This is a genomic window from Rhizobium sp. 10N414, from assembly GCF_056394785.1.
Genome location: NZ_JBFTIN010000002.1, coordinates 98,747 through 110,386, shown reverse-complemented (window position 1 = coordinate 110,386; position 11,640 = coordinate 98,747). Strand labels below are relative to the sequence as shown.

Sequence of the window (11,640 nt, the reverse complement as noted above, 5' to 3'; positions counted from 1 at the left end):
GCCAGCAGGTAAATGAGGAGAAGTGACCATGCAGCATACCCGCGAGATCTTTGATTGGGCCGATCCGTTTCGCCTTGTCGAGCAGCTGACCGACGAGGAGCGCATGGTGCAGGAGACGGCGCAGGCTTATGCACAGGACAAGCTGGCGCCGCGCGTGCTCGAAGCCTTCCGTCACGAGAAGACCGATCCGGAGATCTTTCGCGAAATGGGCGAACTCGGACTGCTCGGGCCGACGATCGCGCCGGAATATGGTGGCGCCGGCCTGGGCTACGTCGCTTACGGTCTGATTGCCCGCGAGGTTGAGCGCGTCGACAGCGGCTACCGCTCGATGATGAGCGTGCAGTCGTCCCTCGTCATGGTGCCGATCGACGCCTTCGGCTCCGAGGCGCAGAAGCAGAAGTACCTGCCGAAGCTTGCGACCGGCGAGTGGATCGGCTGCTTTGGCCTCACCGAACCCAACCACGGCTCAGATCCGGGCTCGATGGTGACGCGGGCGAAAAAGGTTGATGGCGGCTACAGCCTGACCGGCGCCAAGACCTGGATTTCCAATGCCCCGATCGCCGACGTATTTGTCGTCTGGGCCAAGACCGAAGACGGCGTCATACGCGGCTTCATCCTCGAGAAGGGCTGGAAGGGCCTGTCGGCGCCGGCGATCCACGGCAAGGTCGGCCTGCGCGCCTCGATCACCGGTGAGGTGGTGATGGATGAGGTGTTCGTACCGGAGGAGAACCTGCTGCCCAACGTCTCGGGCCTCAAGGGCCCGTTCACCTGCCTGAACTCGGCCCGCTTCGGCATTGCCTGGGGGGCGCTCGGCGCTGCCGAGGACTGCTATGCCAGGGCACGTCAATATGTGCTCGACCGCAAGCAGTTCGGCCGGCCGCTGGCTGCCAACCAGCTCATCCAGAAGAAGCTCGCCGACATGGTGACCGAAATCGCGCTCGGCCTGCAGGGCTGCATCCGGCTCGGCCGCATGAAGGAGGACGGGCACCCGCCCGTGGAACTGACCTCCATCGTCAAGCGCAATTCCTGTGGCAAGGCCCTCGACATCGCAAGGCTGGCGCGCGACATGCTCGGCGGCAATGGCATTTCCGACGAGTTCGGCATTGCCCGCCATCTCGTCAACCTCGAGGTGGTCAACACCTATGAGGGGACCCACGACGTCCACGCCCTTATCCTCGGCCGCGCCGTCACGGGCATTGCCGCCTTCGCCAATTGAAACACGTAAACCATCGCGCAAATTGAAACCTGCGCGACAATGTGCAAGCTTCCCATGACCGCGTTTAGATTGTGCGCGGCATGGGGGATTGCACATGCTTTTGCTTCTTGCATTTCTGATTGGAATTATCGCGGGTCTCAGGGCCATGACGGCGCCTGCCGCCGTTGCCTGGGCCGCTGCTCTCGGCTGGCTTGACGTTTCGCAGACGCCGCTTGCCTTCATGGGATACCGTTGGGCCCCATGGGTGTTCACCCTGCTCGCTGTGGTCGAGCTGATCACCGACCAGCTGCCCTCGACCCCGTCCCGCAAGGTTCCGATGCAATTTGCCGCTCGCTTGATCATGGGCGGGCTGGCGGGCGCCACGATCGGTGTTACCGGCGTCTCACTCATTGGCGGACTGATCGCGGGCGTCGTTGGCGCAGCGATTGGCACGTTCGGTGGAGCGGCGGCTCGTGGTAAACTCGCCGCCGCCTTCGGCAAGGATACACCGGCAGCGCTGATCGAGGATGCGGTTGCGATCATCGGCGCGCTCATCATCGTGGGAGCAGTGTGATGCCTAGTTTCGACGCCATCGTCATCGGGGCCGGCCAATCCGGTCCCTTCCTCGCCGCGCGCATGGTCGCGAAGGGCATGAAGGTGGCGTTGATCGAACGCAAGTTCCTCGGCGGCACCTGTGTCAATGCCGGCTGCATGCCCACCAAGACGCTGGTGGCAAGTGCCCGTGCCGCCCACATGGCGCGGCGCGGCGCGGACTTCGGCGTGGTGCTTCCAGGTGGCGTGGGTATCGACATGACTGTCGTGCGCAAGCGTGCCGAAACCGTGACGATGAACGCCCGCCACGGCCTGATCAACTGGTTCGCCGGAATGGACGGCATGACCGTCATCTATGGGCATGCCCGCTTCCAGGACGCCCATAGCGTGACCGTCAACGGCGAGATCCTGACGGCCCCAAAGATCTTCCTGAATGTCGGCGCGCGGCCGACCATTCCCGATATGCCCGGGATTGGCAGCATAGACTACCTGACAAGCACCTCGATCATCCATCTCGACCGTCTTCCAAGGCACCTTGCTGTCATCGGCGGCAGCTATATCGGGCTTGAGTTCGCGCAGATGTATCGCCGGTTCGGCGCTGAGGTGACGGTGATCGAGCGCGGGCCGAAGCTTGCTTCGCGTGAGGATGCCGACATTTCAGACGCGATCGCTGACATCCTGCGCTCGGAAGACATTGCCGTACATACGGATGCCGACGGGATCGGATTTGCCAATACGGCCAACGGCATCAGCGTTAGCATCGGCAATGGTCAGCCGGCCATTGAGGCGAGCCACGTGCTGGTTGCCACCGGGCGCACGCCGAACACCGACGACCTCGGTCTTGACAAGGCAGGCGTCGCCACCGACCGGCGCGGTTACATCACCGTTGACGACAAGCTTGCCACCAATGTCGAGGGGATCTTCGCGCTCGGCGATTGCAATGGCCGAGGCGCCTTCACCCACACATCCTATAATGACTTCGAGATCGCTGCCGCGAACCTTCTCGACGGCGAGGATCGCAAGGTCAGCGATCGCATTCCTGCTTATGCGCTCTATATCGACCCGCCGCTCGGTCGCGTCGGGATGACCGAGAAGGAAGCACGGGCGTCGGGCCGCACCATCATGATCTCCACACGGCCGATGAGCCGTGTTGGCCGCGCCAACGAGCGCGCCGAGACCAAGGGCTTCATGAAGGTGATCGCCGATGCCGAAACGCAGCAGATCCTGGGTGCTGCAATCCTCGGGATCGAAGGTGACGAGGCGATCCACGGTTTCATCGACGCGATGAATGCCAAGGCGCCCTATCCGGTGCTGAAATGGGCGGTGCCGATCCATCCAACCGTGTCAGAACTCATTCCGACATTGCTCGGGGATCTGAAGGCGGTCTAGCAAATCGCCGCGGCGGCCGGTCTGGGGTGAGAACCGCAATCCACGATCTCTCGCCCACTCGAAATCTTCGGTTACGTCGTCGCGGAGGGTTATTGGAGTGAGGTGCGCCACTCGATATCCCTCATGACCACAGTGGGCGCACGCCCAGCAATCAAGGCAACACCGTCCCCTGCCCGTGATCGCCTCAGGCCGCCGCGACCAGATGCCGATCGCCGATGTCCGTCAGCTGATTGTAGACCGGCTGGTATCCGAGTGGCCGGATCGGGCTTTTGATCTCGCGCGCCGCTGCGTCGTAAAGCCGGCGCTCTCGGCGTGGATCCGGAACCGGCACCGCGCTGAGCAGCTGGCGCGTATAGTTGTGCCGCGGGTTTTCGAAGATCTGCCGGCGGGTTCCCACTTCCACGAACTGGCCCATATACATCACCGCGACTCGGTGACTGATCTGTTCGACCACGGCCATGTCGTGGGAGATGAACAGATAGGCGATGCCGGTCTCGTTCTGGATATCCTGCAGTAGATCAAGAACCTGCGCCTGGATCGACACGTCGAGCGCCGAGACGCTTTCGTCCGCGATGATGACCTTCGGTGACAGCGACAAGGCGCGCGCAATCGAGATGCGCTGGCGCTGGCCGCCGGAAAATTCGTGCGGATAGCGATTGATCTGATCCGAAGACAGACCAACCCGGCGGAACAAGTACTCCACCCGGTCCTTGAGCTCGGAGCCCTTGGCAAGGCCATGGATTACCAACGGCTCGGCCACGAGATCGCCAACGCGATAGCGCGGATCGAGCGAGGCATAGGGATCCTGGAACACCATCTGCACGTCGCGGAGGATCGGCTTCATCGCCCGGCGACCGAGCCCGCTCGTCTCCTGTCCCTTAACCCGGATCGAGCCTGTCCACGGGATCAGGTTCATCAGCGCCTTGCCGGTCGTCGACTTGCCGCAGCCGCTTTCACCGACCAGCGAGAGTGTCTCGCCCTTCGCGATTTCGAAGCTCAGGCCCTCGACCGCATGGACGCGGCTCACCGGACGCTGGAGAATACCGCCCTTGATGTCGAAGCGGACGGTGAGATCCCTCACCTCCACCAGCGCCCCGTCGGTCCGTGCCGCAGCCTCCGTGGTCGCGGAGGCAGGAACGGCGGGGATCGGTTTTGCTCGCTTCGGCGTGTCGATGCCGTGCATTTCCCCGAGCGTTGGAACCGCCTCGAGCAGCATCTGCGTGTAGGGCGCGCCCGGTTTTTCGAAGATGTCGTGCACGGTGCCGTATTCCACGGCTTTGCCATTCTTCATCACCAGGACATGGTCGGCCATTTCCGCGACGACGCCCATGTCGTGGGTGATCATGATCACCGCCGTTCCGTGCTCCTTCTGCAGGTGGCGGATCAGGCTCAGGATTTGCGCCTGGACGGTTACGTCGAGCGCCGTGGTCGGTTCGTCGGCGATCAGGATATCGGGGCCTTGCGACAGCGCGATCGCGATCATCACACGTTGACGCATGCCGCCTGAAAGTTCATGCGGGTATTGGCTTAACCGCCGTGCCGCGTCTGAAATCTGCACTTGTTCCAGAAGCCGCAGGGCCTCGGCCATGGCTTCGGCATGGCTCATCGGCCGTTGCGCCGTGATCGCTTCGACGAGCTGGCGCCCGATCGTCAGGACCGGATTGAGCGAGGTCATCGGCTCCTGGAAGATCATTCCGATTTCCTTGCCGCGTAGCTTGCGCAGTCCCTCGTCGTCGAGCGCGAAGACATCACGGCCCTTGAACAGCGCAAGGCCGGAAGCGACCCGTGCCATCGGCTTCGGCAGCAGCTGGATCAGCGACAGTGCCGTCATCGACTTGCCGGAACCGCTTTCGCCGGCGATGCACAGCGTTTCGCCGCGCATGAGATCGAAACTCAGGCCGTCGACGACGGTCTTCGCGCCCAAGGGGGTCGCCACCTGTGTCACGAGATCGCGAACAGAAAGTAGCGGTTCTGAGGATGTCTTTTGCGTCGTCGTCATGGCTTGCGATCAATAAGGGTGAAAGAAGCGGAGCCGCGTCTGAAACGCGGCTCCGCATGGCTTATTCGAACACGATCCGTGGGAAGTAGAACGACACGACCCAGTTCGGCATGTCGACGATTTCGCTGATGCGCAGGTCGCCGCAGACCGAGCAGAGCATATAGGCGTCGTCGGCGGAGAGGTTGTAAAGCTTGCCGAGCAGATCGACCATGTTGGAAACGGCGGCCTTGGCCCCATCCATCAGGTCCGCTCCGATCCCGGTCGTCACCTCGTAGCCCTTGGCGTCGAGATGACGGGTCACCGGGCCGGGCGTGGTGAAGCGCGGCATGGTCAGCTTGGCGCCCTTGACGAGATCCAGCGTCACCGTGAGGTTCATCTGGCTTTCGATCGCCGTGCCGCAAACCTCGCCATCGCCCTGTGCAGCGTGCGTGTCGCCGATCGAGAACAGGCCACCAGCGACTTCAACCGGCAGGTAAAGCACAGAGCCGGAGGACAGGTCCCGAATGTCGAGGTTGCCCCCCACCCGCCGCGGCGGAACAACCGAATGACGCCCTTCTTCCGCCAGCGCCAGCCCGATCGTGCCGGCGAACGGTTTCAACGGCACGCGGCCGTTCTTGCCGAACATAGCCGGCTCCATGCTGACGGGATCGTATTTCCACACCGTCAGGGCCGGGCTGGTGAACTGATCCGCCAGAAGTCCGAAACCCGGAATGATCCCCGTCCAACCGAAGCCGGAAGGCTCGAACTCGTGGATGGTGATCTTGACCGCGTCCCCGGGCTCGGCCCCGTCGATATAGACGGGACCGGTGACCGGATTGACCTTCGAGAAATCCAGCGTCGCGACATCGGCCGCGGTGCTGTTGGCATTGAAGTGCCCGCTGCCGCTATCCATGCATTCGAAGCGGATCGTCGAGCCCGGCGCGACTTTCTCGACGGGCGGGATCGAATGATCCCACCCGAAGTGATGATGCGCGCCGTGGATGGTGTAGTTACAGTTATTGCACATCTTTGGCGTAAACCTGCTCGTAGTTGATGGGGATGTGGACCGGATCGACGAAAATCGCGTCCGGACCACCGAGCCGCTCGGAGCGGATGGTGAATCGCTGCTCGTTGAAGACAGGTGCCCACGGGGCATCCTTCATGATGTCGAGGAAGATCGACCGCCAGGCTTCCTCGCGCTCAGCCTTCTTGGCCGGATCGGTGATCGAATCGGCCGCGGTCGCGCGCTCTTCCAGTGCCTTGTTGCAGTAGTAGGACCAGTTCCAACCACCTTTGACCGCGCCCGAGCAGCCGAGGATCGGGCCGTAGAAGTTGGACGGATCCGGGAAGTCGGCGATCCAGGCCATGCCGCCCGACCAGACCATCGGCGCCTGGTCCGGCTCACCGCCGGCGGCAATGACGTTGGCCTGGGCCAACGACTTGATTTCAGCCTTGATGCCGATGGCGGCGAGATCCTGTTGGATCGCCTGGGCGATGCGAGGCTGCGGGTCGGTGTTGTAGACGTAGAGTTCGGTTTCGAATCCGTCCGCCAGACCGGCTTCCGCCAAAAGCTTCTTGGCGCCCTCCACGTCGTACTTGTAGCCTTCGTAGTCCTTGGCGAAGCCCGGCATGGTCGGCGGCAGAGGCTGGTTCGCCGGAACGGCGCGGCCGTTGATGATGCGGATGATGCGATCCTTGTTGATCGCCATGTTGACGGCCTGACGCACCTTGACGTTGTCGAAGGGCTTGATCGTCGTCTTCATGGTGACGTAGCCGGTGTGCAGCTGACCGCCCTCGACAATCAGCTTGGCATAGGTCGGGTCGTTCTTCACCTCGAGGAACTTCGCCGGCGGAATGCCGTCGCCGGCGACGTCGACCTCGCCTTTCTGCAGGCGCAGAAGCGCCACAACCGGCTCCTGGCCAACCTCAAAAGTGATCTGGTCGAGCTTCGGAAGGCCAGCGTTCCAGTAATCCTTGTTGCGCTCGAACACGAGCTTCTGGCCGAGCGTCCACTCGCCCAGCTTGAACGCGCCCGTACCGACCGGATGCTTGCCGAAATCGGCGCCCCATTTTTCGACTTCTTCCTTCGGGACGACAAAGGAGAAGTTGATCGCCATGACGTGCAGGAAGGTGGCGTCCGGACGGGTCAGTTCGAACTTGACCGTGTAGGGATCAACGACAGTGACGCCCTCCAGCGACTTGGCCGAACCGTCGGCCATCTTGTCGAAGCCCTTGATCGAGCCAAAGAAGCCGGCGCCGGGGCTCTGGGTCGCCGGGTTTGTGACGCGGTCCAGCGAGTATTTCACGTCCTCGGCAGTCATTTCGCGGCCGTTGTGGAACTTCACGCCCTTGCGCAGCTTGAAGGTGAAGGTCTTGCCGTCGTCGGAGATGGTGTAGTCCTCGGCGAGATCTTTCCGAAGTGTGGAAGTGCCGGGTTCGTAGTCCATGAGACCGTCGAACAGGCTCTTGATCATCGACCAGTTCTGCCAGTCATAGCCGATGGCCGGATCGAGCGTCGACACGTCGTCCTTGTAGGTCACGACCATCTGGCCGCCCTGCTTGATGTCATCGGCGTGTACCGCCGTCATGCCCGCTGCGGCAATGGCAAAGAACGCCACGCCTGCAAGAAGTGTCTTACGCATTTGCAATTCTCCTCTGGTTTTTTTGTACCTGTTCACGTTATCCGCCGACGATTGTCAGCGAAGCTTGATGCGCGGATCGATCATCGGGGCGATGAGGTCCGCCATGAGATTGCCGACGACGATGGCCAGGGCCGAGACCAGCGTGACTCCCATGATGATCGGAATGTCCACCCGCTGGATCGCCTGCCAGGCAAGCTGGCCGATACCGGGCCACCCGAATACGCTTTCGACCACGACTATGCCCGACATGAACATCCCGATGTCGATGCCGATCATCGCGATTACCGGCAGAATGGCGTTGGGCAGCGCGTGGCGGAAAATCACCGTGGCGCGGCCAAGCCCCTTGGAATGAGCCGTGCGGATGAAATCCTGGCGCAGCACGTCGATCATCGAGGAACGCATCATGCGCGCGTACCATCCCGCTCCCAGCACTCCGAGAGTAAGTGAGGGCAGTACAAGATGCGCGAAGGTGCCGTAGCCGCCGATCGGAAACCAGCCGAGCTGCACGGAAAAAACGTAGAGCATCAGGATGCCGATAACGAATTGCGGCGCCGAAACGCCGACGAAGGAAAGGAGCATCAGCCCGTTGTCGAGCCCCGAGCCACGGCGCAGCGCCGAGACGAGACCCATGGCGATGCCGAGAATGAGTTCGCAGGTGATCGCCCCTGCCATCAGAAGCAGGCTTGCCGGCAGGCGCGAGGCGATCAGCTCTACCACCTCGGTTTTCTGCAGGTAGGAGCGACCGAAATCGCCGTGCAGCAGTCCGGTCGCATAGCGCAGATACTGCTGGTAGAATGGCAGGTTGAGCCCGAGTTGCTGACGGATGCTTTCCACAGTCTCGGCCGTCGCGCTGCGCCCGGCGATCTGGCGGGCCGGATCGGCCGGCAAAAGGTAAAGCAGCACGAAGGTGACCAGACTGATGCCGACCAGAATGAGCGCCGATTGCAGCAGGCGGCGGGCGACGTAGGAGATCATCAGTGGTGCCCCTGCTGAGTCGGGTCGAGGATGTCACGCAGGGCATCGCCGACGAGATTGAACGCGAGCGCGAGCAAGATGATCGCAAAACCCGGAATGAAGACGAGCCAGGGCGCGCTGGTGAAATAGGTCTGGTTCTCGAAAATGATGTTGCCCCAGGAGGCCGTCGGCGGCTGGACGCCGATGCCGAGGTAGCTGAGCGTCGCCTCGAGCAGCACCGTCGTTGCAATGCCGAGCGTCGCATAGACGACGATGGTCGATACCAGATGCGGGAAAATGTGGCGGGTGAGGATGCGGAAAGTCCCTGCTCCGAGTGCCCGTTCAGCCTCTACGAAATCCCGCTCGGCAAGCGAACGCGTTTCCGTGTAGAGCACGCGGGCGATCTGCACCCAGTTGACCATGGCGATCACCATGGCAACGATCAGGAGGCTCGGGCGGAAGATCGCCGCAAGCACGATGGCAAGCAACAGCGCCGGAAATGCCATCATCAGATCGGTGAAACGCATCAGCACAGTACTCACCCAGCCCTTGAAATAGCCGGCAGTGATACCGACCGCCGAGCCGATGAGGACGGAAACGCCGTTGGCGATGACGCCAATGATCAGCGAGGTTCGCGCGCCGTAGATGATGCGGCTCAGGAGATCGCGGCCGACCAGATCGGTGCCGAACCAGAACTGCGCGTTCGGCGCGAGCGGCGCGCCCTCGAGCGTCAGTCCTTCGAAGAACTGTTCATCCGGATTGTAAGGAACGATCCATGGCGCAAACACTGCGGCGAAAACGATCAGCGCAATGACGATCAGCCCGAAAACGGCAAGTTTGCGCTTCAGGAGGCGGCGAAAGACGCCGGGTGTCGGGGCAACAGGGACGGAGATGGCGACCTCAGCCACGGCGCTTGCCCTCGTTCAACCCGGTTTTCTCCAGAATGATTTGAGCGACCTCGTCGATCGTTCGGCGTTCGTCCATCGCGCGGCGGCGAAGAAGCGCATAGGCGGCGTCGGCCGGCAGCCGCTCCTGCACCATCAGGATCGCGGTGGCCTCGGCAAGGTTTTCCCGGTTCGCCAGACGCTCGGAGAGCGTTGCGACCTCGCTTGAGAGCGACTTGCGGCGTTTAAACGCATGCGTGGCAATGACCAGCGCGCTATAGACGCCCGAGCTGCCGATCGGCTTCAGCAGCTGCGCGTCGGCGCCGTGGCTGACGGCCCAGGTGATCCGTCCCGGTGCTTCGCTGCCGATCAGGGCGATCGTGGGAATGGGCGCCTCGCCGGCGCTCCAGGGAAACTGCTCATCATAGCCCATGTCTGCGTCGAACATCAGGACGTCGAAATCCTGAAACGACTGTTCGGCCGCAAGCTCCGGCCAGACGGTCACGGCACTGACGCCGATGCGCGCGAACTGGCGTTCCAGCGCCTCGGTATTGGCGTGTTGGCGGTGCAGGATCAGCGCTCTTAGGCCTTCGAAGGAAGGCGTCATGAAGCCATTGTTCATTAGACGAGTCTCAGCTGTGGTCGGGACGGCGTCGTCGCGGTTTCGATTGCGGGAACGGCAAGCGCCGAGCGGATGAGGAAGGGATCCGGTGCGATCGCGTCGCGTCCTTGCCGGACGATATCATAACGGCCGCCGGCAGTCGCCCGAGCGACATGCGCGACCACGTGAATATGGTTGTTGGCCTGGTCGATCCGCAACGGGCCGAAGGGCGTTTCGACCGCGCGTGCCTTGACCGCTTCGAGCACATCGAGTGCCGCCGCTTCGCCTGCGACCTCGATCCCGGCAGCGATCAGCAGAACCGCCGAATAGGCCTGTGCGAAGAAGGCCGATATGCCGGCGGCGCGAGCGTCTGCTGGAAGTCCCGCGAGAAAGCGCGCGTTCTCCTGCGTCTCCAGCGTTTCGAAATAGGTGGCTGTGGTGTAGTGCCCTTCGGCCGCGGGCATGATCTTGACGATCTCGTTCTCACCGAGATTGCAGCTCAGCACCGGGCGACGGCCGGGCGCGAAATCGCCGTCGCGCTCGCCGAGCGCGCGATAGGCGCGCAGGAAAGCATAGGATGACGGTCCGATCAGCGAATTGAGGATGAAATCCGGCTTTTTGCGGTGAATTTCATCGATGATACGGTCGATATCGGCGTCGCCGAGCGGAACGTGCCTTTCGCCGAGGACCTCGCCACCGGAACGCAGGATCACATCACGAGCAATACGGCAGGTCTCCCAGCCCCAAATGTAGTTTGAGCCGAGGAGGAAACCCCGGCGGCCGAAGGCAGGAAGGGCGAATTCCAGAAGCGGTAGAATGTGCTGGTTGGCGCAGGCGCCGACATAGACAACATTCTCGTTCGCCTCGAACCCCTCGTAGACGCAGGGGTACCAGAGGAGTGCCTGTGTCTTTTCCAGGACGGGGATGACCTCTTTGCGGCTCCAGGATGTCGTGCAGCCGACAATATGTCGGACCTCGCCACCGCTCACCAGCTCGGCGGCAAGCGCAGCATAGCGATCGGTATTTCCCTTCGGATCGGCAACACTGGCCTCAAGCCGGAACGGCAGGCCGGTGCGTGCATTGACTGCGGCGATCCCAGCCATTGTGCCAGCGTAGCCCTGCTCACCCAGATCCGCGTAGGGACCGGAGTGGGAAAACAATACGCCGACCTGAACAACCGTCCGAGTGTCCAAAAAGCACCTATGAACGAAAAAACCCCACGCGGGATGTCATCCCGGTGAGGCCGAACCGCCTGATTTTTTTCGATGTTCGGAATTGATAGCGCCCTTTATATAGGGCCGTCAAGTATAGGCGAAGCAAGGATTGAAGTGACGACAACCATTCTGGGGGCCAGAAACTGTGCTCCTGGTCCGATATGCCGCTGATAGCCTCGGCGCATGTCGGCGTCATCTCTTGACCCGCCGCCCAAACGACGAAATCAATCG

General features: G+C 62.2%; 10 protein-coding genes. 3 read left to right on the top strand and 7 right to left on the bottom strand.

Translation table 11 applies throughout. From position 1 onward, the window contains the following. The first annotated feature begins 28 nt into the window (after positions 1 to 28). From AC1DE4_RS03680 to AC1DE4_RS03670, 3 genes are all read left to right on the top strand, one after another. Positions 29 to 1,216 (top strand): acyl-CoA dehydrogenase, encoded by a 1,188-nt coding sequence (locus AC1DE4_RS03680; protein ID WP_192240087.1) that lies wholly within the window; start codon positions 29 to 31, stop codon positions 1,214 to 1,216. A 94-nt stretch (positions 1,217 to 1,310) separates the two neighbouring features. Further along, positions 1,311 to 1,769: a membrane protein gene (locus tag AC1DE4_RS03675; protein ID WP_018855460.1), complete on the top strand. Its 459-nt coding sequence runs from the start codon at positions 1,311 to 1,313 to the stop codon at positions 1,767 to 1,769. Beyond that, positions 1,769 to 3,136, top strand: a complete 1,368-nt coding sequence (locus AC1DE4_RS03670) for an FAD-containing oxidoreductase (protein ID WP_477880007.1) — start codon at positions 1,769 to 1,771, stop codon at positions 3,134 to 3,136. The genes AC1DE4_RS03675 and AC1DE4_RS03670 overlap by 1 nt, the downstream gene beginning before the upstream one ends. Positions 3,137 to 3,320: 184 nt before the next feature. Here the strand turns inward: AC1DE4_RS03670 and AC1DE4_RS03665 are convergent, their stop codons facing one another. The 7 genes from AC1DE4_RS03665 to AC1DE4_RS03635 form a co-directional block, all read right to left on the bottom strand. Next, the gene (locus AC1DE4_RS03665; protein ID WP_477880005.1) at positions 3,321 to 5,135 is read right to left on the bottom strand and encodes an ABC transporter ATP-binding protein; all 1,815 of its coding nucleotides are present in this window, start codon (positions 5,133 to 5,135) and stop codon (positions 3,321 to 3,323) included. Between the two features lie 61 nt (positions 5,136 to 5,196). Further along, entirely contained in the window at positions 5,197 to 6,141 is a 945-nt protein-coding gene (locus AC1DE4_RS03660; protein ID WP_477880003.1) for an acetamidase/formamidase family protein, read from the bottom strand. Then, positions 6,131 to 7,756 carry an ABC transporter substrate-binding protein gene (locus AC1DE4_RS03655; protein WP_477880001.1) on the bottom strand — a complete coding sequence of 542 codons (1,626 nt, stop codon included), beginning with the start codon at positions 7,754 to 7,756 and terminating at the stop codon, positions 6,131 to 6,133. The genes AC1DE4_RS03660 and AC1DE4_RS03655 overlap by 11 nt, the downstream gene beginning before the upstream one ends. 54 nt (positions 7,757 to 7,810) lie before the next feature. After that, positions 7,811 to 8,731, bottom strand: a complete 921-nt coding sequence (locus AC1DE4_RS03650; RefSeq protein WP_477879999.1) for an ABC transporter permease — start codon at positions 8,729 to 8,731, stop codon at positions 7,811 to 7,813. Then, positions 8,731 to 9,618, bottom strand: a complete 888-nt coding sequence (locus AC1DE4_RS03645) for an ABC transporter permease (RefSeq protein WP_025658341.1) — start codon at positions 9,616 to 9,618, stop codon at positions 8,731 to 8,733. Before AC1DE4_RS03645 ends, AC1DE4_RS03650 begins: the two co-directional genes overlap by 1 nt. Then, the gene (locus AC1DE4_RS03640) at positions 9,611 to 10,216 is read right to left on the bottom strand and encodes an ANTAR domain-containing response regulator (RefSeq protein ID WP_477879997.1); all 606 of its coding nucleotides are present in this window, start codon (positions 10,214 to 10,216) and stop codon (positions 9,611 to 9,613) included. The genes AC1DE4_RS03645 and AC1DE4_RS03640 overlap by 8 nt, the downstream gene beginning before the upstream one ends. Beyond that, positions 10,216 to 11,388: a transporter substrate-binding protein gene (locus AC1DE4_RS03635; protein WP_477879995.1), complete on the bottom strand. Its 1,173-nt coding sequence runs from the start codon at positions 11,386 to 11,388 to the stop codon at positions 10,216 to 10,218. The genes AC1DE4_RS03640 and AC1DE4_RS03635 overlap by 1 nt, the downstream gene beginning before the upstream one ends. Positions 11,389 to 11,640 lie beyond the last annotated feature (252 nt).

Coding starts and splice junctions, on each gene's coding strand:
- AC1DE4_RS03660 (WP_477880003.1), bottom strand. CDS start 6,141: ATGTGCAATAACTGTAACTACACCATCCACGGCGCGCATCATCACTTC.
- AC1DE4_RS03680 (WP_192240087.1), top strand. CDS start 29: ATGCAGCATACCCGCGAGATCTTTGATTGGGCCGATCCGTTTCGCCTT.
- AC1DE4_RS03640 (WP_477879997.1), bottom strand. CDS start 10,216: ATGAACAATGGCTTCATGACGCCTTCCTTCGAAGGCCTAAGAGCGCTG.
- AC1DE4_RS03665 (WP_477880005.1), bottom strand. CDS start 5,135: ATGACGACGACGCAAAAGACATCCTCAGAACCGCTACTTTCTGTTCGC.
- AC1DE4_RS03655 (WP_477880001.1), bottom strand. CDS start 7,756: ATGCGTAAGACACTTCTTGCAGGCGTGGCGTTCTTTGCCATTGCCGCA.
- AC1DE4_RS03650 (WP_477879999.1), bottom strand. CDS start 8,731: ATGATCTCCTACGTCGCCCGCCGCCTGCTGCAATCGGCGCTCATTCTG.
- AC1DE4_RS03670 (WP_477880007.1), top strand. CDS start 1,769: ATGCCTAGTTTCGACGCCATCGTCATCGGGGCCGGCCAATCCGGTCCC.
- AC1DE4_RS03675 (WP_018855460.1), top strand. CDS start 1,311: ATGCTTTTGCTTCTTGCATTTCTGATTGGAATTATCGCGGGTCTCAGG.